Genomic DNA, 22,595 nt, shown 5'->3' with positions numbered 1-22,595 from the left:
TTAAATTTTATCTTGCGATAGCCGGGTGTTCGCATCCGGCCTTCCTTATACCTCACTCATAAATTATCTGTCATAACTTTTCTATCAAAAATTATATCCCAAAAGTGATTTTTTATTGGAGTCAACCGTGAAAGGTATAATCCTCGCTGGCGGTTCAGGAACACGTCTTTATCCTATTACACTAGGTGTTTCCAAACAGCTGCTGCCTATTTACGATAAGCCGATGATCTATTATCCGCTATCTGTCCTCATGCTGGCTGGAATCCGGGATATTCTAATCATTACTACGCCGGAAGATCTGAATGCATTTCAGCGGTTGCTGGGCACTGGTGATGCTTTTGGTGTGCGACTCTCTTATGCTGTCCAACCTAAACCTGAGGGATTGGCACAGGCATTTATTATCGGTGAAGAATTCCTGGCTGGTGATAGCTGCAGCCTGGTATTAGGCGATAATATTTTTTTCGGGCAGGGATTTAGCCCCGTGTTAAAACGCGCCGCCGCTAAGAAAACGGGCGCGACAGTATTTGGCTATCAGGTTATGGATCCAGAACGATTTGGCGTCGTTGAATTTGATGAGAATAAGAGGGTTTTGTCCATTGAGGAAAAACCTAAAAGAGCCAAATCGAATTGGGCTGTGACAGGATTATATTTCTATGATGAGCAAGTCGTCGAATTAGCCAAACAGGTAAAACCTTCGAAAAGAGGTGAGTTGGAGATTACGACGCTTAATGAAATGTATCTGGAGCGTGGGCAACTGGAAGTGGAGTTCTTAGGGCGTGGTTTTGCCTGGTTAGATACAGGTACGCATGATAGCTTAATTGAAGCCTCTACATTTGTTGAAACGGTAGAGAAAAGGCAAGGAATGAAGATCGCGTGTTTGGAGGAAATTGCCTGGCGTAACGGATGGCTAACTAATTCACAGTTTCTGGATTCAGCAAATAGACTGATTAAAAATCAATATGGTCAATATCTAAAACAACTGCTCAGAGAACGGTAGATAAATTATGCAAGTAAAAATTATACAACTGCAAACACACGGTGACGACCGTGGTGCATTAGTTGCACTAGAACAAGAAAAAAATATTCCATTTGATATTAAGCGCGTGTATTACTTGTTTAAAACTAAAGAGGGCGTTCGAAGAGGATTTCATGCTCATAAAACATTAAAACAAGTCGCTATTGCTGTGCGTGGTTCATGTCGATTTTTATTAGATGATGGGAATGAAAAAGTTGAATTAGTATTAGATAATCCGGCACAAGGCGTTGTTATTGAACCCCATTTTTGGCATGAAATGTATGATTTTTCCGAAGACTGCGTTTTAATGGTATTAGCCGATCAGCCTTATGATGAGTCAGACTATATTCGCGACTATGATATTTTCTTGGATAGGGTAAAGTCTAATGCGTATTCATCCGTTAAGTGATGTCCAATCAAAAAAAATTGGAAGTGAAACTCGAATATGGCAATTTGTTGTAATATTAAAAGATGCAGTGATCGGCCGGAATTGTAATATATGTGCTCACACATTAATAGAAAATGATGTTATTGTTGGTGATAATGTGACCATAAAATCTGGTGTTTATTTATGGGATGGTATCACCATTGGGAATAATGTTTTTATAGGCCCCTGTGTCGCTTTTACTAATGATAAAAAACCTCGTTCAAAAGTTTATCCTGACAATTTTTTAAGAACAACTGTAAAAAACAATGCTTCTATTGGAGCAAATGCAACGATACTTCCAGGTATTGTGATTGGTGAAAATAGTATGATTGGAGCTGGTGCTGTTGTAACTAAAGATGTTCCTGATAATGCCGTTGTTTTTGGTAATCCGGCGCGAGTTATTAAATATATTGGAAATAAAAATGATTGATTTTCTCGATCTTAAAGAAGTTAATGCAAGTTATAAAAATGAGTTAAAAGATGCTTTTTCGAGAGTGTTAGAATCTGGCTGGTATATCGCTGGAAATGAGCTTTCTGAATTCGAAAAACGATTTTCAATTTATTGTGGAACTAGGCATGCAATTGGTGTGGCTAATGGACTGGACGCTCTGATTCTTACCCTCCGAGCATGGAAAGTTCTCGGGAAATTAAAAAATGGTGATGAGATTATTGTTCAAGCTAATACCTATATTGCTTCGGTACTCGCTATAACCGAAAATGGTTTAACACCAGTATTAGTTGAGCCAGACCCTGTAACTTATAATCTATCACCTGAATCTATAAAGTCCGCAATTACCTCGAAGACTAAGGCTATTTTACCTGTCCATCTTTACGGGCAGATTAGTCCCATGAATGAGATTATGGAGATTGCTAAAACACATAAACTCCTAGTTCTTGAAGATTGTGCTCAGTCCCATGGTGCACTACTTAATGGGAAGAAAGCGGGAGCATGGGGAGATGCCGCTGGGTTTAGTTTTTATCCAGGGAAGAATCTTGGTGCATTAGGTGATGCTGGTGCCATTACGACCAATGATGATGAATTGGCTGATGCATTAAAAGCACTAAGAAACTATGGATCACATAAAAAATACGAAAACCTTTATCAAGGCGTAAATAGCAGACTCGATGAACTTCAGGCTGCGTTGCTGGCGGTAAAATTAAAATATTTAGATGAGACAAATCGCAGAAGACAGGAAATCGCTAAAGCTTATTGTTCTGGTATCATTAATGAATTGATTTCATTACCTCATCTTCCTGAACATATTTTTGAACATGTGTGGCATTTGTTTGTAATACAGTGTGATGACAGAGATAAGTTGCAAAGATTCCTCTCGGAAAAAGATATTCAAACGTTAATTCATTATCCGACTCCTCCACACCTTCAGCATGCTTATCAGGAATTAGGCTTTGGTGAAGGCTCTTTTCCTGTTACTGAATCTATTCATAAAAAGGTATTGAGTTTACCAATGGGACCAACGTTATCTGATACAGAGGTTCAAGATGTTATTACGGCGCTAAACGAGTACCGGGGATGAAAAAATTACTCTCGGTGACCTTTTTTAGCGGGCTACTGACATTAGCAAAAATGGGAAGTGGGTTTGTAATTGCCAAGATAGTTGCTATTTATACTGGCCCGTCAGGTATGGCTATGCTGGGGCAGATTCAAAGCATAGTGGCCAGCCTTAATGGTATTGTAAATGCTCCTGTTGGTAGTGGTATCGTACGTTATACTGCCGAGTTTGAAAAAGAAGGTGTGGAAGGGTGTGCGCCATGGTGGAAAGCCAGCCTATGGTGGTTGGCGATTATACTTTCCATTTTAATGCCTATCGGTTTTTTTTTCGCTCGTTCCTTATCAGATTTTTTACTTAATGACCCTAATTATGCATGGATCATTTGGATTACAGTTGCTTCATTACCTGTTGCCGCGCTTGGTACGCTGGTTAATTCAGTAATTAATGGATACCAGCAATATAGACGTTTTGTTATATTGGGAGCAATATCTACAGCTTTTTCATGTACGTTAATGATTACGTTAATCATTAATTTTGGTATCAAGGGTGCTCTGTTAGCTGCGGCTATCCAATCAGGACTGATTGGATTAATTCTTATTTCTAGCGTATTACGGCAGCCATGGGCTAAATTAAGCTATTGGTGGGGGGAAACAGACACATCGAATAAAAAAAGGATTGGTGGTTATATACTCATGGCGACGACCACGGCCTTAACCGCGCCCATCGCATTAATCGGGGTTAGAAATGTTCTGATTAGCCATGTCGGCTGGGAGGAAGCCGGGCAATGGCAGGCAGTTTGGAAAATCTCTGAGGTTTATTTAGGGGTTATCACCATTGCTTTAAGTACGTATTACCTACCTAAGCTATCGACGCTTAAAGGGGTTGAAAATATTCGAGCTGAAATTAATCAAACTGCAAAAATAATAATTCCTATTGCTGCGATTATGGCTCTTGGTGTCTACCTCTTTAGAGACTTTGCAATTAGTTTACTTTTTACTGAAGCATTCCGTTCGGCTAGGGAGTTATTTGCAATTCAATTAATTGGTGATGTAATAAAAATTGCCAGTTGGTTGTATGCATACCCGATGTTGTCTCGAGGAGCGACTAAATGGTTTGTGTCAACTGAAGTCATTTTTTCACTGTCCTTAATTGCTCTAACCTATACTCTAGTTCCTTTATATTCAACGCAGGGTGCGAATTTTGCTTATGCTATAAACTATCTCCTCTACCTTGTTTTTACTTTTGTTTTTTTTGGTCGCTATTCTCGATAAGATGGATTGATTATGAAAATATTATTGTTAGGCGAGTACAGCGGCCTGCATAATAATTTGAAAAGTGGATTGCAGGAATTGGGTCATGATGTGACTTTAGCGGCATCTGGAGATGGGTTTAAAAAATTCCCAGCTGATATTAGTTTTGATAGCGAAAGAAAAGGCTTTTCAGGAAAAGTTGAACGACATCTGAAATACCTTTCAAATTTAAAAAAAATGACTGGCTATGATATGGTTCAGTTAGTTAATCCAATAGTTTTTAATCCTAAGTTAGGGATTAATAATCTATTATTAGAATTCATTATTAAAAATAATGATAGAGTTAGTCTACTTGGGGCTGGCTGTGATGCTTTTTTTTGGCAGAAGGCACGTTATAAGTTAAAGTATGGTCCTTTTGATGATAATTTAAAATATGACTACAAATCAGACAAAAACCCTTACTATGACAGTATAGCAGCCTTGAAGTGGAATTCTCGATTAGCAAAAAGAGTCGATCATATAATTCCTATAATGTATGAGTATCAAATAGGTTATGAAGGATATGAGAATTTAAGAGCTTGTATACCAATACCTATGAATATAAAAAAGATAAAATATCAGGATAATGTGGTAAAGAATAAGTTAGTTGTATTTCACGGCTTAAATAGATATGGTTTTAAGGGAACTCGTATTGTTGAGGATGCTTTTAGTATATTACAAAAAAAATACCCTAATGACTTGGAGTTATTAATAAAAGGTAATATGCCAATAGATAATTATCTTGATGTAATGAATAGAACAAACGTTGTCATTGATCAAGTTTATTCCCATTCTTGTGGTATGAATGCTATCTATGCGTTAGCTATGGGGAAGGTTGTTTTGGGAGGGGCAGAGCCTGAATCACTAGATGCTCTTCGATTAAAGGATTCTCCAGTTATAAATATTGAACCAACTGTTCAATCAATTGTTAGTAGGATAAGTGAATTATTAACTCGGAGAAAAGATTTTTATAGTTTAGGTGTAAATAGTCGACGTTTCGTGGAAGAGAACCATTCTTACATTGATGTTGCTGAACAATATATCTCTACGTGGGGTATAAGATAAATATTTAAGTGAGTTCAGATGAAGAGAATTTGTTTTTTTATTGCTAGTGTGAAATTTTCCGGTGGTACAGAGAGGATGACAAATATTATTGCAAACTCTCTTGTAGATAAAAAATATAATGTTAATGTTTTAAGTGTATTTGAAGGTAAGGAAGCATTTTTCCCTTTTTCTAATGAGGTGAAATTGTATTCTTTGTACGAGAGTGAAGTGGTAATAACAAGAAAATATATACCCACTATTGCTAGATTAAGAGCATTTGTTAAAAAGAATAAAATAGACTCTCTTATAGATGTTGACTCTATCCTGTCTTTAGTATCAGTCCCTGCTCTTTGTGGTCTGGATGTTAAGCATATTACATGGGAACATTTTAATTATAAAGCCAATATAGAAAATACTAAAAGAATAATGTCTAGAAAACTTGCAGCATTTTTTTCAGACACTGTCGTCACCTTAACTGAGCGCGATAGGAACTTGTGGATTGAAAACTGTAGATGTAGAGCAGAAATAGTTACGATAAACAATCCAATCGTCCCTTTTTCTTTAGAAGATGATGTTGTTCATTCTTCTTATCCTGTGAATGTTAAGACAGTATTATCTATAGGGAGGCTTACCTATCAAAAAGGTTTTGATTTATTAATATGTGCGTGGGAACTAATTAAGAAGAATGACAGTAATGACGAGTGGAAGTTAAAAATAGTAGGAGATGGTGAAGATAGAGTAAAACTTATGGATTTAATTGAACAGAAAAAATTAGCTGATTCTGTAAGAATTTTACCTACAACAAAAAATGTCAGCACTCTTTATAAAAATGCTGATATATATTGTATGAGTTCTCGTTATGAAGGTTTGCCAATGGTTCTTTTGGAGGCATCTTTTTATCGTCTCCCTATTGTATCTTTCGATTGTGACACTGGGCCTGCTGAAATTATATCTCATAACGAGACTGGTTTTCTTTGTGAGAATGGAAATATCAATGATTTGGCTAAATATTTAAATTTTTTGATGAATAATGAAGAACAAAGAGTGTGTTTTTCTCGCAATAGCGAGAAAAATATTCAAAAATTTCTGATTGAATCACTACTTGATAAGTGGATAGAGATCATTTAACTTAAAATTATAATGAGAAATTTATGAGTAAATTGAAAATAAATCGTTCAGTTATTATTGCGATATTTTCAGTAGTGTATGGGGCGATGATATCATCATTTCCTAGTGAATATTTTCGGGATAGAGAAAGTTATATATTTTATGCGAACTACTCTGATGATATATTTGGGGATTATTTAAGCAAGGGTATTCTTCCCTTACTGTCGAACGAACCTGTTTTTTTAAAGTTAAACACTATATTATCATTTTTCTTTTCTCCTTCAATTGTTCCTAATGTTTTTATTTTTGTTTTATCTGCGACTTTTTTTTATTGTTTTTTTATAAGATGTCGTAATTTTTTGGAAGGTTTTTTTGCTCTGTGTCTTTTTTTATTAACTCCTACTTTTCTCCACTTGCAGTTAGTCGTGATAAGACAAGGCATTTGTAGTGCAATATTATTACTAGTATGTATTTTAACATGTGATAAGAAAAAAATATTAGCCACTTCTTTTTTTCTCGGTTTTATTCATTCTTCGTTTTTTTTAATTACTTTTTTCCTTTTTATAAATTATATTTTGTTTTTATCGGGAGCTAAAAGAAAAATAAGATTAGCCGTTCTTTGCCTTGTTACCTTTTTTATATCTGGCGCATACATTGTTATTGGGAATTTTTTGGGACTAAGGCAAGTAACTCAAGAACATCTTTTGGAACAAACTGACGTTAGTGGACTTGCATTCTTAATGTGGCTTTCGATGTTGTGTCTTATTCTTTTTAGTAAGCCCAAAAACACAATAGAGGAGCCAGTTAACGATATAGCCATTTTAGGCCTGGTTGTCTACTTAAGTATGTATTTTACATTGCCGTTTTCTGGTAGATTTATTTTGTCGTTTGTACCTTTTATTTTTCTTTCTTCCATAATAAGACTTAAGCTTATAGAGTGTTTATACCTTATATTTTTCATAGTTGTTAATGTTTATATCTTGAGCTCATCTCTATCTAATAATAGCTTGACGTTTACTATATCTAGTATGTTCTAGATGCCATGAAGGACGTTAAAAAATGGAAAAAGTAAGTGTTGTAATACCTTGTTATAACTCGGAAGATACTATAGAAAGGGCTCTTAACTCTGTTAAAGAACAAACATATCCGATTCACGAAATAATCGTAGTGGATGACTGTTCTTCTGATAAAACTTATGATGTTATTTTAAATTTTATAAAAAAAACTGAACTGTCAGTAAAAGTATTATGTAATAATGTTAATTCTGGTCCTTCATTATCTCGTAATACCGGTATAATGGCTGCGACAGGTGACTATATTGCTTTTTTAGATGCTGATGATTTTTGGTTGCCTAATAAAACAGAAGTTCAGATGAAATTTATATTGCAATATAACATGGATTGTGTTGGTTCATCATTCTTGATTGATGGAGATATGCCATTTAACCATGAGAATGAATACCAATTGAATTTATTAAATTTAACACAGTTGTTAATGAAAAATTCTTTACCTACTCCTTCGGTTATAATTAAAAAGAATGGTTATATTTTTGATGAATCAATGAAATACGCTGAGGATTATGATTTGTGGTTGCGATTTTCTATTGATAATAAAGTAATTGGATATGTCGTTCAGCCTCTGATTATGTTAGGTAAGCCAAGTTATGGATACTCAGGTTTAAGTGCTAATTTAATAAAGATGGAAAAGGGTGAAATAAAAGCCATCATTAAAAATGTAAGTAAGAAAAACTTTTTTTTGACGGTGTTTTTTGTTTTATTTTCTTTTTTAAAATTTATTCGAAGAGTAGTTAAAGTATATTTATCTAAGCTTTTTTAATGTTTTCTTAAGTTATGTCAATTTATTCTTATTTAGAGCCCAATATTTAATTATGAGATTTCTATTGATATTTTTTTGAGGTGGAAAGATGAAGGTGGTGTATATTATAACCAAGGCTTCTGAAATCGGTGGGGCACAAGTTCATGTTAAAGACCTATCTGAAAGATTAATCAAGGATGGTCATTCTGTTGAGGTGATCGTTGGCGAGAATGGAATATTAGTTGATGAGCTTTTAAATATTAATGCTAAAGTCCATATTGTTAAAAATTTAGTCAGGGAGATATCTCCTGCAAAAGATATTTTATGTGTTATTGAATTAAGACGATTGATAAAAAAAATAAAGCCCGATTTGGTTGCATTACATTCTTCTAAAGCCGGCATTGTTGGCAGGCTTGCACTTTTATGGACTAAAATTCCTGTTGTATTTACCGCCCATGGTTGGGCTTTTGCTGATGGGGTAAATGAAAAAGATAAAAGAAAATATATAATTATAGAGAAAATATTTTCCCGACTTGCTAATAAAATAATTACTGTTTCGAATCAGGATAAGACCCTTGCATTAAAGTATAAAGTTGCGAGTGAGGATAAACAAGTAGTTATACATAATGGGATTCCCGATTTAAAATGTGAAAATAATTCCTCTTGTGTTAATAAAAATGATGTAATAAGGCTTGTTTCAATTGCTAGATTCTCGAATCAGAAAGATCACATTACCCTATTTAATGCCCTGAAGAAAATAAATAGAAATGATTACCATGTGGATTTATTGGGCACGGGTCCGTTGTGCGAAGATATGAAAAAAATGGTTGATGCTTACGGTCTGCGTGATAAAGTTTCATTTTTAGGTGAAAGAAGGGACATTGTAGAATTTTTGTCGAAAAGTGATATTTTTATTCTAATCTCCAATTGGGAAGGTCTTCCGTTAAGCCTGCTAGAAGCCATGCGTTCTGGGTTACCTACTATAGCTTCTGATGTTGGTGGTGTTAAGGAGTGTGTAGCAGACGGTAAAAGTGGTTTTTTGGTGAGAAAAGGCGATACGGAGGATGTTGCCCAAAAAATTTGTATGTTACTTGATAATGCAGGAATAAGAGAGGATATGGGGAAGCATGGGCGTGAAGTGTTTGAGAAAAATTTTGTTTTCGACGCTATGTATAAAAAAACAATTTCCGTTTATCAAAATGTAATTAAGGCGTAATGATGAATATTGCAATTATTGGCGGTTCTGGATTTATTGGGACTGTACTTTCACGGTTTTTTACAGAAAAAAATATTGAATTTAAAATAGTCGATAAAAACAAATCTGAGAGTTTTCCCGATAAGTGGGAGTATGCTGACGTTACTAATCTTGATACGCTTATCCCTGTGTTAAACAATGTTCATACGATTATTAATCTTGCCGCTGAACATAAGGATAATGTGAACCCTATAAGTCTGTATTATGATGTAAATGTCACAGGCGCTAAAAATATTTGTGAAGCTGCAAAAATAAATTCTATCAAAAATATTATTTTTACTTCTTCAGTTGCTGTATATGGTTTTGTAGAAAAAGAAACTGGAGAAGATGGTGAATATCATCCGTTTAATGACTATGGAAAATCAAAGCTAGAAGCTGAATATGTGTATGATGCATGGTTTGCTGAAAGTTCAGATAAAAAATTAGTGACGATAAGGCCAACCGTTGTTTTTGGTGAAAACAATCGCGGTAATGTATATAACTTATTTCGGCAGATTGCATCTGGTAAATTCTTGATGATTGGTTCAGGTAATAACCAAAAATCAATGGCATACGTCGAAAATATTGCCGCATTCATTCATTACGTCACCAGTTTATCTGATGGGAAATATGTATTTAATTATATTGATAAGCCTGATTTTACTATGAATGAGTTAACGGGGATAATAACTAAAGCCTTAGGAAAAAAAGAAAGTAATATTAGAGTCCCATATTCTTTTGGTTTGCTCGGTGGTTACTGTTTTGATGTATTAAGTAAAATTACAGGTAAAGAATTTCCTGTTAGTAGTATTCGCATCAAGAAATTTTGTGCAAGAACCCAATTTAAGTCTAATTTTATTGATGATTTTGATTTTGTTGCGCCAGTTCCTTTGTCTGAAGGGATTGCAAGAACAGTTCGAAACGAATTTTCGAACTGATTTGACTGAGCTGGATTGTTATACTGTAAACCTGCCTTGATTACGAAGGCAGGCCGTTTTTAAATCATATCGTTGATTCTTTTTAACCAGTTTGATTGGTGAATATTAAGGCTGTTGATTTTCAAACAGCTCAATACCGAATACTTTGGTCGCTTCGCTGGCGTAGGGTATTCCTCGCCGCTTATTGCCGCTAAGGTTGGTATACAAGAAATGGCATTTTTTTTACTGGCAACCTTAAAAATCCCCTCAGCAAATTCATACCAACTTACTTCCTTATCTCCACAGTAGTGATAAACCCCACCGTCTACATTTTTTTCAAGCAGAGAAATAATCGCCTGTGCTAAATCTCCTGCATAGGTTGGGCAGCCGCGCTGGTCGTTAACTATACTCAACGAGTCTCGTTCTTTAGCTAACCGGAGCATTGTCTTAACGAAATTATTGCCGTATTCGCTAAAGACCCATGCGGTGCGCACAATAATTGCTTCGGGGGAGATTTTTGTTACCGCCTGTTCACCTGCCAGCTTGGTGTTGCCGTAAACGCTTAGCGGATTTGTTGCACTATCTTCGTTGTAAGGTTCTGTTGCACTACCATCAAAGACGTAGTCTGTAGAGACATGAACGAGCCGCACATTGTATTTAGTCGCTACAATTGCTAGGTTCTGGGGGCCGTGCACGTTGATGCTTTTTGCAATCTCAGGCTCTGATTCTGCTTTATCCACGGTTGTGTAGGCCGCGGCATTAACGATAGCATCTGGTTGAAAACTTTTTACTACCTCTGCAACACGTTCTAAATCTGTGATATCCAGTTCATTAGAATCGGTTGCCAAAATCTCCCATTCTGCAGGTAAACGATCCTGAAAACAGCGACCCAATTGCCCATTCGCACCTGTCAGTAATATTTTCATTTTGCTAGATCCTTGAATAGTTTACCTAACTTATCTTTCTCGGATAACAGCGGGGCTGATATTGGCCATTCAATACCCACCTCAGGATCGTTCCACAACAAGCAGCCCTCATCGCTGGGATCATAATAATCCGTGCATTTATATTCAAAATCAGCGATGTCAGAAAGCACTGCAAAGCCGTGTGCTAGCCCTGGTGGTAACCAAAATTGGGTTTTGTTTTCTTCCGAAAGGATAACGCCTTCCCATACTCCGTATGTTGGGGAGCCCGGACGAATATCCACGGCGACATCAAATACCTCTCCGCGAACCACATGTACCAGCTTCCCTTGTGGTTTGGCTTTCTGAAAATGCAGGCCACGTAAAACACCTTTACTTGACCGAGAATGATTATCCTGGACAAAGTCTACATCAATATTCAGCATCTGCTGATAACGCTTTTTCTCGAAGGTCTCCAGAAAAAAACCACGAGCGTCGCCAAATACTTTGGGCTGAATGATTTTTGCCCCATGAATTTTTGAATCGGTAATCTGCATCTTATCTTTCTGCAATCAATCGTGAGAGATAAAGTCCGTAAGGAGTCTTCGCCATGACAGCGGCTTCCTCGGCAACTTGCTGGGCTGTTATCCAGCCTTTTTTAAAGGCGATTTCCTCAAGGCAGGCGACCTTAAACCCCTGGCGCTTCTCGATGGTATGGATAAATTGTGACGCTTCAATCAGGCTGTCATGCGTGCCTGTATCCAACCAAGCGAAACCACGTCCTAATAGTTCAACGTTTAGATTGCCTTGCTCTAGATACATCTGATTAAGCGTGGTGATTTCTAACTCGCCGCGGTGTGACGGTTTGACCTGCTTCGCCATTTCTACAATATTCTTATCGTAGAAATAGAGCCCAGTGACAGCCCAGTTCGATTTCGGTTTTACCGGCTTTTCTTCTATCGACAGCGCTCTGAAATCCTGATCAAACTCGACAACGCCAAAACGTTCGGCATCGGTGACCTGATAGCCGAAGATCGTTGCGCCTTCTTCTTTTGCCGCTACGGATTCAAGTTTCTTACCAAAGCTCTGGCCGAAATAAATATTATCACCGAGTACCAGCGCACAGCGTTCCCCATTGATAAATTCTTCACCGATGATAAAAGCTTGGGCAAGTCCATCAGGGCTGGGTTGAATCGCGTAGCTAAGCTTGATACCAAAACGACTACCATCACCCAAGAGGCGCTGAAATGCTGGCATATCTTCAGGTGTGGTGATAATCAAGATGTCACAAATACCGGCGAGCATAAGAACGGAAATCGGATAATAAACCATGGGTTTATCGTAAATCGGCAGTAGCTGCTTAGAAACGCCGCGAGTAATCGGATATAGCCGAGTACCACTTCCCCCTGCAAGCACGATCCCTTTCATCAATAACTCCGCCTTTATTTCGTTAAAAATTATCTTTAAATAGTGGTTCTAGTATATCACTCTACCTCACCAGAATTGTCTGACGTATCAGAAAAAGTCAGATAGCTGAGATCGCTTTGTCACAGATTGGGTGTAATCTTAGTGTCATGCATGGCGTTGTGGGATTACGCTGCTAAGTGAAAAGTGTTCGATAAAACACAATCGTTCTCCAGATAAAAACCATCAGATTGAAGAGAGTCAATCCATGACATCATTGAAAGCTATTATCCCTGTAGCAGGTTTAGGGATGAATTTGTTACCAGTGACCAAGGCCATTCCTAAGGAAATGTTGCCGTTGGTTGACCGCCCGGTGATTGAGAAAATCGTCAACGAGTGTGTGAGGGCGGGGATTAAAGAAATTGTTCTGGTGACGCATGCGTCGAAAAACGCAATTGAAAACCACTTCGATACCTCGTTTGAGCTTGAATCTCTGCTGGAAGAACGCGCCAAACGTCAACTGCTGGCTGAAGTACAGTCCATCTGCCCGAAAGGCGTGACGATCATGAACGTTCGTCAGGGAGAAACGCTGGGGTTAGGGCATGCGGTCTCCTGTGCTCGCCCAATCATTGGCGATAGTCCATTTGTGGTGGTGTTGCCCGATGTGGTGCTGGATGAAAGCACGGCCGATCAGACGAAGGAAAACCTGGCGCTGCTGATTTCTCGCTTTGAAGAAACAGGGCGTAGTCAGGTGCTGGTGAAGCATCGTCCTTATGAGGTGTTGCCTGAGTATTCTGTCGTCGATTGTGATAAACCGCTGGTGAACCCAGGCGATGCTGCAGCGATTACGTCTATGATTGAAAAGCCTGAGGCACCCTCTGAAACGGGGTCTGATCTTTCTGCGGTCGGGCGTTATGTATTAACTGCTGATGCCTGGCCACTGCTGGAAAAAGCGCTCCCCGGCGCCTGGGGACGTATTCAGTTAACGGATGTCATTGCCGATATGATTGCGACTCAGCAGGTTGATGCTGTGCAAATGTCAGGCAAGAACTTTAACTGCGGCCGTAAATTGGGTTATGCGCAGGCATTTGTGTCCTATGGATTGCGCAATCCTGAGTTTGGTGCCGAATTTAAAGAAAGTATTAAGGCGCTGCTGAAAAAGTAATATTGCGTGATAACTCGCTGTAAAACCGCAGATCGTTGAATCGTTCTGCGGTTTTTTCTTTTTCCCGCCATACGTTCCGATTGGGTGAGCTTCCGCTATCAAACCAATCACTACCCACTCACGCAAAGCTGAGTTACCATGTCGGCCTGTTTTTAAATTGCTTGCGAGGTCGCAATGCGAGGCGTTGTCGCCGTTGCAGGCAGGTTATCCTTCAGACAGGAGTTGCTTTAATGTCCAAACAGCAAATTGGCGTTGTTGGTATGGCGGTGATGGGGCGCAATCTGGCGCTGAACATTGAGAGCCGTGGCTATAGCGTTTCCATCTTTAACCGTTCTTCCGATAAAACCGATGAAGTTATCGCGGAAAATCCGGGTAAAAAACTGGTGCCTTCTTACACCGTTGAAGAGTTTGTCGAATCCCTGGAAAAACCCCGCCGTATTCTGCTGATGGTGAAGGCCGGTGAAGCAACCGATAAAACGATTGAATCGCTGAAACCTTACCTGGAAAAGGGCGATATTCTGATCGATGGCGGTAACACCTTCTATAAAGATACGATTCGCCGTAACCGCGAACTGTCCGCTGAAGGGTTTAACTTCATCGGTACAGGCGTATCTGGTGGGGAAGAGGGCGCGCTGAAAGGGCCTTCCATCATGCCGGGTGGCCAGAAAGAAGCGTATGAACTGGTTGCTCCGATTCTGGAACAGATTGCCGCACGTGCTGATGGTGAAGCCTGTGTGACCTACATTGGTGCTGATGGCGCAGGCCACTATGTCAAGATGGTGCATAACGGCATTGAATACGGCGACATGCAGCTGATTGCTGAAGCCTATGCATTGCTCAAGCAGGCACTGAATCTGAACAACGACGAGCTTGCTACGACGTTCTCTGAGTGGAACAAAGGCGAGTTAAGTAGTTACCTGATTGAAATCACTGCCGATATCTTCAAGAAAAAAGATGAAGAAGGCAAATACCTGGTTGACGTGATTCTGGATGAAGCCGCTAACAAAGGCACGGGTAAATGGACCAGCCAAAGCTCTCTGGATCTGGGTGAGCCGCTGTCTCTGATCACGGAGTCCGTTTTTGCCCGTTACCTGTCTTCACTGAAAGATCAGCGTGTTGCTGCTTCTAAAGTGCTGACTGGCCCGACGGCTCAGCCATTCGGTGGTGACAAAGCCGAGTTTGTTGAGAAAGTGCGCCGTGCACTGTATCTGGGGAAAATCGTTTCTTATGCTCAGGGCTTCTCACAGCTGAAAGCGGCATCAGACGAGAACAACTGGGATCTGAACTACGGTGAAATCGCCAAGATTTTCCGCGCTGGCTGCATCATCCGTGCACAGTTCCTGCAGAAAATCACCGATGCGTATGAGCAGAAAGCAGATATCGCTAACTTGCTGCTGGCGCCTTACTTCAAGAAAGTGGCTGACGAATACCAGCAAGCTCTGCGCGACGTTGTCTCTTACGCTGTTCAGCAAGGTATCCCGACGCCAACCTTCTCCGCGGCCATTGCTTATTACGACAGCTACCGTTCAGCCGTATTGCCTGCTAACCTGATTCAGGCTCAGCGTGACTATTTCGGTGCACATACTTATAAGCGTACAGATAAAGAAGGCGTATTCCATACCGAATGGCTGGAATAATCGTTTCTTATGCTTAGATAGTGCTGTTTGTTAATAAAACGCCAGATTAGGAAATATCTGGCGTTTTTTATATTGCTGAATCAGTGGATTGATATCGTTAAGATATCTATGACTTTTTTTCTGCAATACTGTAAATTTCATTAAAGAAATCTGCTTTTTTACCGAGATCATTGCTGTTTATTACATCGGGATCTTGCTATTTTTAACAGTGTTGCAAAAATCGAGTTGTAGTTTTGCTTTCTGGTGTTGCTTATCAGAGGTGGTTTGATAGCCATTGAACTGTAACTCATTACTGGGAGGATCCCAGTAACGGTCGGTAACGACGCAAAAATAGATAGTTTTGCCGTTGTGCTGGCTGGAATGAAGGACGGGGTATGGTCTTTTCGACGGTACCCCACCCTGAAGTACTTCATGTTAAAAAGGAAATCGTAATGAAGAAAACGTTAATCACGCTGGCCGCAGTTCTGGCCATGTCGTCAAACGCGTTTGCTGTTGATGGCGTCTCCAGCGCAACGGCTGCGGGTACCACGACCACCACGACGACCAGCGCAAGCGTTGGTGTTGCTGCTGGTGCTGCTGGTGCCGGTGCTGCTGCGGGTACCACTGCACTGATTGCAGTGGGTGTTGCTGCCGCTGTCGCTGTTGGTGTGGCTGTTGCTGTTGCCAGCAATGACGATAGCAATACTGCGACAACGACCACAGGGACCTGATGTCTCGCTAATCCCAAGGCCACTTCGGTGGCCTTTCTTTTTCCGGGCTACGCTGTTCAACGAGAACTTCATCGTATGACAAGAATAAAGCGAATAGCAGAAATGAAAGCGCTGATTGCTATCCCCCTTTTCTCAATTTTATTAACCGGTTGCTCCCAAAATATGGAGCAGGTGGGGAAAACGTTTAAACTGGCATTTTTCGGGCAGGGTGATACTCATGTGACGGCCAAACAGGTTGCCAATACGCCCTATGCATCAGCTTATCTGAAAGTGGGTAAGGCACCGCAAGCGTTTGTCGTGCTCGCTTTTGCCGAACAGAACCAACTGAAATGGATCGGGGCCGATAAAAATATGGTATCGACCCAACATGGTCGCCTGGTGAAAACGCAGGGCTTCGGCGAAGACATTACCTATGTGGATAACCTGCAACAGGATCCCCTGACGTTAGGTCTATTGAAGACATCAACGCCAATGGCATGGCAAAGCCGGGTTGAATGGGCTAAGGTCTTCCGCGGTGGTTACGATACCCGGTCCGTTTTTCAGGCTCGTGGCAAAGAAACCGTAAAAATTCTGGATATCTCACGTGAGCTGCTGCGCTTTGATGAACAGGTGACTGTTCCCGCTTTGAATGAATCTTACACCAATAGTTACTGGCTTGATCCGGCTAACGGAAGTGTGGTTCAAAGTCAGCAGTATATGGGGCCGGGTATGGCATTGGTTACATTCACCGTATTAAAACCCTACGCACAATAAGGGGCTGCAATGTTGGCACTCAATCGTATCGCTACCTTGTTGCTGCTGGTTTCCGGCGTTGCGACGTCTGCGCAACTGACGGTGAAATCGCCTCAAGAGACGATCGCCGTCGTGAAACAGGATGACGGTACACGTCTTGAAAAATTTTATGAACAGGTTCCCTGGCCACAGAACATCAACTGGCGAACCGCGCTTATTTCTGATTTTGCGACAACGCAGAAAGTTCGTGTACAGGGCGATGTCTTACTGCAAAAGCTTGCTGAATTGGAAACGCGCTGGCGCAATTCAGGCGATGGCGATCTGGCGATCTCCGCTTGGCTGCTGAGAAAGACCATTAGTCCGATTAATGTGGCTGGACGTATCCATACCGATCTGGATCCTGACCGCGTGCGTGTCTATATAGAAAATAATCGCCCTCTGGTGGGGGAATATGCACTGTATGTGGCACCTCATGATGACAAGCTGTCCCTGATCGGTCTGGTGAATACCTCCGCTGACGTGGGTGAACTGGAGACCTCGGGGAAAGTGGCGCTGCGTGCCGGATGGTCGGTCGAAAATTATCTCTCTGGACGGCGACTCCTTGCGGGGGCGGATAACAGCTATGGTTATCTGATCGCGGGAAATGGCAAGTGGCGCAAAGTCCCGCTGGCACTGTGGAATCGTCAGCATATTGAGCCCGCCGCGGGTGAAACGCTCTTTATCGGTTTTAACCCTGCGGTCTTACCCCAAGAGATGTCATCACTCAACGAGCAGCTTGCTGACTACCTGGCTAACCGGATCCCACTCGAATGACAAAAAACAGAAACATTAAACTAGGCTGTCTGTCGTTGGCGATTGGCAGCATCTTGAGTGCACAGGCGATGGCGGCTGAAACAGAAAGCTCCCGTACTGCGACGAACCCGAATCTGCGCTTTCAGCCTGCGGGGGTATCGCAGTCTGATTTCGGCGGCACTGGTCTGTTACAGATGCCTACGGCGCGTATGGCGGAAACGGGCGAGTTTAGCCTTAATTACCGTGATAACGAAGAATACCGACGCTACTCCATCTCGCTCCAGCTCTTTGACTGGCTGGAAACCACGGTGCGTTATACCGACATCCGTACTCGCCCTTATAGTAATGATCCCTCTTTCAGCGGTAGCCAAACCTATAAAGATAAGTCATTCGATGTCAAAGCCCGCTTGTGGCAGGAAAGCTACTGGATGCCGGATGTTTCTGTAGGATTGCGTGACATTGCTGGTACAGGCCTGTTTGATAGCGAATATCTGGTGGCGAGTAAGCGTATGGGGCCATTTGATTTTACGCTGGGTATGGGGTGGGGCAATATGGCCCAGAGCGGCAATATTAAAAACCCCGCCTGCTCGTTGAAAGCGAGTTTCTGCCAGCGTAGTGAAGGCTTTTCAGGTACCGGTGGAGAGTTTGAGGTTGGTAATTTCTTCCATGGACCGGCTGCACTGTTTGGTGGTATTGAGTACCAGACCCCCTGGGATCCTCTGCGCTTAAAACTGGAATATGACGGTAACGATTACAGTGCAGAGCGTACTTCGGCTACTGCTCGGTCACAGCAGCTCAAACATGATTCTCCTTTCAACATCGGTGCGGTTTATCGCGTCGGCGATGTGTTAGATACCACCTTGTCGTGGCAGCGCGGTAATACCCTGATGTGGGGCTTTACCCTGCGCACTAATTTCAACGATCTGAAGCCGAACTATTTAGACGATGCACCACCCGTCTATGCGCCGGTGCAGGATGGCAAAGGCACAAACTGGCAGCTCGTTTCGAAAGAGCTGAATGATAAGGCCGGCTTTAAGGATGCCGATATCTACGCGGACCAAAAACAGGTCACCATTGTTGCCGATCAAACCAAGTATCGCGACAGCGATCAGGCAACACAGCGCGCGGCGACGGTATTGGCAAACCATGTACCGAACGGTATTGATGAATATCACATTGTTCAGCGCAGCCAGCGCTTACCGATTGCCAGCACGGAAGTGGATGCCAAAGCTTTCCATCAGGTTAAGCAGGCCGCTGTTCCGCTTGGTCAACCAGAACCTGAAACGCATCGTAAAGAGCCGGTATCCGATGTTCGTGGTCAGCAGGTGTTGCTTGCGCAACCCGATCGCCTGACGTATTCATTAGATCCGACGCTGACGCAGTCTTTCGGTGGACCTGAATCCTTCTACATGTATCAGGTCGCCTTGAAAGGTAACGTTGACTATCGGATCAGCGATCACTGGAGCGTAGGGGGAACCGCGACGCTGAACCTGTTGGATAACTACGACAAGTTCAATTACAAAACGCCTCCAGCGGATGGCGCAGCGCTGCCACGCGTCAGAACCTGGGTGCGTGAATACGTCACTTCTTCGGATCTGCTGCTGACCAATCTGCAATTAACTCGTAGGGATAATCCCGCTCAGGACTGGTATACCCAGGTCTACGGCGGCTATCTGGAAATGATGTACGCGGGTGTCGGGTCTGAGGTGCTGTATCGGCCGTTTGGTAAAAGCTGGGCGCTGGGGATGGATGTTAACTACGTCAAACAGCGTGACTGGAACGACATCATGAGAATGGCTGATTACGATGTGGTAACAGGCCATCTGACCGCGTACTGGGAACTGCCGTTTGTGGAAGGTGCGGTGGCGAAAGTGAGTGTGGGTCGTTATCTGGCAGGGGACAAAGGGGTCACCCTCGATCTGTCTCGCCGCTTTGACAGCGGAATTGTTGCGGGTGCCTTTGCGACCAAAACCAACGTCAGCGCCGCTGAATATGGTGAAGGAAGTTTCACCAAAGGCTTCTACGTCTCCATACCGTTTGATCTGCTGTTCACTGAACCGACGGTGAAACGTGGGGCCGTCGGTTGGGTACCGCTGACGCGTGACGGTGGTCAAATGCTACAGCGCCGTAGCTCGCTGTATGGTCTCACCGATCATTAATCGATCCCGATCCGTTTAGGCTTAATCAAGCCCGTCATGGTCAAGTGCCACGACGGGCTTTTTTGTGCGTGTTGGCTTTGCAGAGCAAAGTTGTTTGATAACTAAAATGAACTATTTCATTTGGTTATCGTTTGTATCTTAATCATGTCGTACTGAGGATGATGCTTCTGAGTCTTTAGCCATAAATTGATGATAATTTAATGAGTTAACCACGTTCGTCGTGACGAGCTGGGGCATTGTTAAGACGAAGTGTGTCCTGAGGGTAATGATTGAAATAGTTTCGTCATGGAAGATTCATATAGCGAAACCTATTATCTCCTGCCGCAATGGCGAAATAAAACATAGCCATAGATCTTCATGGTAGTGCTAACAGGAGAGTGCAACCCGATGAATTTGCCTATTTCCGCTGTTATCTCGTTAATGATGAGCGCTGTTTGGTCTGTTCCTCTCTATGCCACAGCGCAGGATAATCCTCTTGGTATCTATCAACTGATTCAGGAGCGGATGGTGTTGATGAAAGATGTTGCGGGGTATAAGGCTCGTCAACACCTGCCCGTTGAGGATCTAAAACAAGAGGAACGTATTTTGAGCAAGGCGCGGGAGCAATCCGCTGCCGTTGGTTTATCCCCTCAGAGTACCCAGCTGTTCGTGACTTCATTAATGAATGCCAGCAAAGCAATTCAGTATCGTTACATGGCTGACTGGCTTGCGACACCAGAGAGCGACTGGACGCCGCTTTCGCTGAACGACACCATTAGACCCACGCTACTCACGATTGATGACCAGCTCTTGGTGAGTATTAAACGTTATCTTGCGAATGGCGGGCGTTTTGCGCCCCAGCAAGAGGCTACATTTCTTTCTTCTATTAATGTTGAGCATCTGTCACAGAACGACAAGCGCCAGATTTATGCGGCATTGAGTCAAATTGAACCAGACGGCAAATAGCTGAGTGGAGAGAAGACGATGACTTACCAATTATTGAAAGGGAGTGAACGCGGAAATATCGCTGACGCTGTGTACCGCGAACGCTGCGATGTTAATGAAAACGTTAGAGTCATGCTGGTGTTGCGTTTTACGACGCCAGATGATGAGTATTACGCCGAACTGCACGATAGCATCGATCCACAATTTGGCGGTATCAGCGCCAATAAGCCGCTATCGAGAGCCAGCTACGCCAGAAAATTCAGCGCAGATGAGGCCGATATAGAGCATGTCCGTGCGTTTGCGCGGCATTATAAGCTATCTGTCGAGCGTGAACATGCGGCCAGCCGTACCGTCTTCTTGACGGGGACGGTGGAGCAAATGGAGCAGGCGTTTCGCGTGAGCTTAGCCCGGTATGACCACAAACACGGGGCATTTCGTGGCAGAGCGGGAGGAATTTATCTGCCGGGATACCTACAGGGCGTGGTTATCGCCGTATTAGGCCTTGATGAGCGTCTGGCGTCGAACTGTTACCTGCGCATGAATGACGCGTTCTCTGCTACGGCAAAGCGTCTGTCGGGCTATACACCGCTTGAGTTGGCGGAGCAATATCACTTCCCAGAACATGACGGTGCGGGGCAGTGCATCGGCATTATTGAACTGGGGGGCGGGTATCGCTTACCGCAGTTGGAGCGCTATTTTAAGCGAATGGGCGTCAATCCGCCGCAGATCGTCGATGTTTGTGTGGGTGGTGCTAAGAATGCCCTTGCTTCGTCAGATGACGACAAAGAAGTGAACCCAATTGATATCGAAGTGCAGATGGATATCGAGATCGCGGGTACGCTGGCACCTGCCGCTAAAGTGGTGGTGTATTTTGCGCCGAATACCGATGCCGGGTTTTTAGAGGCGATTAACGCGGCGATTTATGATGAGAAAAATGCACCGTCGGTGATTTCGATTAGCTGGGGAGCCAGCGAGTCAGAATGGACCGCGCAATCATTACAGGTGTACAACCAGGCCTTTCAGACCGCCGCGGCGCTGGGGATTACGGTGTGTGTGGCGTCTGGGGATCATGGATCACAGGATGGTGAACCCCATGGTTTGCACGTCGATTTCCCGGCATCCAGCCCCTACGTTTTAGCCTGTGGCGGCACTCGCTTGCAAAAATCAATGGAAGAAACCACCTGGCATAGCCGAGACGGCGGCGCGACGGGCGGTGGCGTTAGCCAGCATTTTGCGTTGCCCGGTTGGCAGCTAGGGATGTCGCTGGTCGACAAATATGGCGGCCATCATCCCTTGCAACACCGCGGCGTACCTGACGTCAGTGGCAATGCCGATCCTGAAACCGGCTATCTGGTTGAAGTTAACGGACGGGAAGGGGTTGTTGGGGGAACCAGCGCTGTCGCACCGCTGTGGGCGGGATTATTGGCGCGTATGCTGGCGTTGACCCACTCGGCATCGCTGTTTATCCCTCCCTTGTTGTACCGTAATCGTAATAGCTGCAAGGATATCGTGCGGGGAAATAATGGGGCATTTGTCGCCTCTGAAGGATGGGACGCCTGCACCGGCCTAGGGTCGCCGGATGGAATAAAGCTGCTAAGGCTGTTGAAACGTCTCGTGAGGCTCAATGGTAATGGCGTGCACGACCGCGATGATGGGCACGAGCGGTGAGTCTGCAGACCTGAGAGGGCTGGCGAAGGGGACACACCTTGCTCAGATGAGGAAATTATCGGTGATATTCATCACAGATCGCCCGACCTCGGTTTGAGTCTGGGGCGGTTAGCAGATATAACCCGATAAGAAGGACGTGATCG

Annotated in this window: 22 protein-coding genes; 19 read left to right on the top strand and 3 right to left on the bottom strand. The window is 42.8% G+C overall.

The window, feature by feature from the left end; translation table 11 throughout:
- Nucleotides 1–127: 127 nt before the first annotated feature.
- The 11 genes from rfbA (QWJ20_RS03950) to QWJ20_RS03900 all read left to right on the top strand — a co-directional run bounded on the left by rfbA (QWJ20_RS03950) (nt 128) and on the right by QWJ20_RS03900 (nt 10,380).
- Entirely contained in the window at nt 128–997 is an 870-nt protein-coding gene (gene rfbA / locus QWJ20_RS03950) for a glucose-1-phosphate thymidylyltransferase RfbA (RefSeq protein ID WP_433991921.1), read from the top strand.
- A gap of 7 nt (nt 998–1,004) precedes the next feature.
- Entirely contained in the window at nt 1,005–1,424 is a 420-nt protein-coding gene (locus tag QWJ20_RS03945; protein ID WP_433991920.1) for a sugar 3,4-ketoisomerase, read from the top strand.
- Complete coding sequence (locus tag QWJ20_RS03940) at nt 1,402–1,872, top strand: acyltransferase (RefSeq protein WP_433991919.1); 471 nt, start codon at nt 1,402–1,404, stop codon at nt 1,870–1,872. Before QWJ20_RS03945 ends, QWJ20_RS03940 begins: the two co-directional genes overlap by 23 nt.
- Nucleotides 1,865–2,977 carry a DegT/DnrJ/EryC1/StrS family aminotransferase gene (locus tag QWJ20_RS03935; RefSeq protein WP_433991918.1) on the top strand — a complete coding sequence of 371 codons (1,113 nt, stop codon included), beginning with the start codon at nt 1,865–1,867 and terminating at the stop codon, nt 2,975–2,977. Before QWJ20_RS03940 ends, QWJ20_RS03935 begins: the two co-directional genes overlap by 8 nt.
- A complete protein-coding gene (locus tag QWJ20_RS03930) occupies nt 2,974–4,224 on the top strand; it encodes an O-antigen translocase (protein WP_433991917.1) in 1,251 nt (416 codons plus the stop codon). The genes QWJ20_RS03935 and QWJ20_RS03930 overlap by 4 nt, the downstream gene beginning before the upstream one ends.
- A gap of 12 nt (nt 4,225–4,236) precedes the next feature.
- Nucleotides 4,237–5,307, top strand: a complete 1,071-nt coding sequence (locus QWJ20_RS03925) for a glycosyltransferase (protein ID WP_433991916.1) — start codon at nt 4,237–4,239, stop codon at nt 5,305–5,307.
- Nucleotides 5,308–5,325: 18 nt separating this feature from the next.
- On the top strand, nt 5,326–6,414 hold the full coding sequence (locus tag QWJ20_RS03920) for a glycosyltransferase family 4 protein (RefSeq protein WP_433991915.1): 1,089 nt from the start codon (nt 5,326–5,328) through the stop codon (nt 6,412–6,414).
- 23 nt (nt 6,415–6,437) lie between these two features.
- The gene (locus QWJ20_RS03915) at nt 6,438–7,430 is read left to right on the top strand and encodes an EpsG family protein (protein ID WP_433991914.1); all 993 of its coding nucleotides are present in this window, start codon (nt 6,438–6,440) and stop codon (nt 7,428–7,430) included.
- 22 nt (nt 7,431–7,452) lie between these two features.
- A complete protein-coding gene (locus QWJ20_RS03910; protein WP_433991913.1) occupies nt 7,453–8,229 on the top strand; it encodes a glycosyltransferase family 2 protein in 777 nt (258 codons plus the stop codon).
- An 88-nt stretch (nt 8,230–8,317) separates the two neighbouring features.
- The gene (locus tag QWJ20_RS03905) at nt 8,318–9,424 is read left to right on the top strand and encodes a glycosyltransferase family 4 protein (protein WP_205532353.1); all 1,107 of its coding nucleotides are present in this window, start codon (nt 8,318–8,320) and stop codon (nt 9,422–9,424) included.
- A 2-nt stretch (nt 9,425–9,426) separates the two neighbouring features.
- Nucleotides 9,427–10,380, top strand: coding sequence for an NAD-dependent epimerase/dehydratase family protein (locus tag QWJ20_RS03900; protein ID WP_433992381.1), 954 nt, complete (start codon nt 9,427–9,429; stop codon nt 10,378–10,380).
- Between the two features lie 59 nt (nt 10,381–10,439).
- On the opposite strand, the gene rfbD is transcribed toward QWJ20_RS03900, so the two are convergent.
- From rfbD to rfbA (QWJ20_RS03885), 3 genes are read right to left on the bottom strand one after another with little or no spacing between them, the layout of a single operon-like run.
- Entirely contained in the window at nt 10,440–11,285 is an 846-nt protein-coding gene (gene rfbD / locus QWJ20_RS03895; RefSeq protein ID WP_433991912.1) for a dTDP-4-dehydrorhamnose reductase, read from the bottom strand.
- Complete coding sequence (gene rfbC, locus QWJ20_RS03890) at nt 11,282–11,818, bottom strand: dTDP-4-dehydrorhamnose 3,5-epimerase (protein ID WP_104211716.1); 537 nt, start codon at nt 11,816–11,818, stop codon at nt 11,282–11,284. Before rfbC ends, rfbD begins: the two co-directional genes overlap by 4 nt.
- Before the next feature lies 1 nt (nt 11,819).
- Entirely contained in the window at nt 11,820–12,689 is an 870-nt protein-coding gene (gene rfbA, locus QWJ20_RS03885; protein WP_433991911.1) for a glucose-1-phosphate thymidylyltransferase RfbA, read from the bottom strand.
- A gap of 244 nt (nt 12,690–12,933) precedes the next feature.
- Between rfbA (QWJ20_RS03885) and QWJ20_RS03880 the strand changes: the two genes are divergently transcribed.
- The 8 genes from QWJ20_RS03880 (at nt 12,934) to QWJ20_RS03845 (ending at nt 22,452) form a co-directional block, all read left to right on the top strand.
- Nucleotides 12,934–13,830 carry a sugar phosphate nucleotidyltransferase gene (locus QWJ20_RS03880; RefSeq protein ID WP_010296806.1) on the top strand — a complete coding sequence of 299 codons (897 nt, stop codon included), beginning with the start codon at nt 12,934–12,936 and terminating at the stop codon, nt 13,828–13,830.
- A 230-nt stretch (nt 13,831–14,060) separates the two neighbouring features.
- Complete coding sequence (gene gndA, locus QWJ20_RS03875) at nt 14,061–15,467, top strand: NADP-dependent phosphogluconate dehydrogenase (RefSeq protein ID WP_010281382.1); 1,407 nt, start codon at nt 14,061–14,063, stop codon at nt 15,465–15,467.
- Between the two features lie 431 nt (nt 15,468–15,898).
- Complete coding sequence (locus tag QWJ20_RS03870; RefSeq protein ID WP_039550997.1) at nt 15,899–16,177, top strand: hypothetical protein; 279 nt, start codon at nt 15,899–15,901, stop codon at nt 16,175–16,177.
- 75 nt (nt 16,178–16,252) lie between these two features.
- On the top strand, nt 16,253–16,930 hold the full coding sequence (locus QWJ20_RS03865; RefSeq protein ID WP_433991910.1) for a YjbF family lipoprotein: 678 nt from the start codon (nt 16,253–16,255) through the stop codon (nt 16,928–16,930).
- A 9-nt stretch (nt 16,931–16,939) separates the two neighbouring features.
- The gene (locus tag QWJ20_RS03860; protein WP_349913427.1) at nt 16,940–17,722 is read left to right on the top strand and encodes a capsule biosynthesis GfcC D2 domain-containing protein; all 783 of its coding nucleotides are present in this window, start codon (nt 16,940–16,942) and stop codon (nt 17,720–17,722) included.
- The gene (locus QWJ20_RS03855; protein WP_433991909.1) at nt 17,719–19,860 is read left to right on the top strand and encodes a YjbH domain-containing protein; all 2,142 of its coding nucleotides are present in this window, start codon (nt 17,719–17,721) and stop codon (nt 19,858–19,860) included. Before QWJ20_RS03860 ends, QWJ20_RS03855 begins: the two co-directional genes overlap by 4 nt.
- A 387-nt stretch (nt 19,861–20,247) precedes the next feature.
- A complete protein-coding gene (locus tag QWJ20_RS03850; RefSeq protein ID WP_039287719.1) occupies nt 20,248–20,805 on the top strand; it encodes a chorismate mutase in 558 nt (185 codons plus the stop codon).
- A gap of 18 nt (nt 20,806–20,823) precedes the next feature.
- The gene (locus QWJ20_RS03845; RefSeq protein WP_433991908.1) at nt 20,824–22,452 is read left to right on the top strand and encodes a S53 family peptidase; all 1,629 of its coding nucleotides are present in this window, start codon (nt 20,824–20,826) and stop codon (nt 22,450–22,452) included.
- Nucleotides 22,453–22,595: the final 143 nt, after the last annotated feature.

This window comes from Pectobacterium sp. S5 (assembly GCF_051707265.1).
Classification (GTDB): Bacteria; Pseudomonadota; Gammaproteobacteria; order Enterobacterales; family Enterobacteriaceae; genus Pectobacterium; species Pectobacterium polare.
The sequence above is the reverse complement of the archived record's forward strand: the minus strand, read 5'-3'. Positions and strand labels throughout refer to the sequence as shown.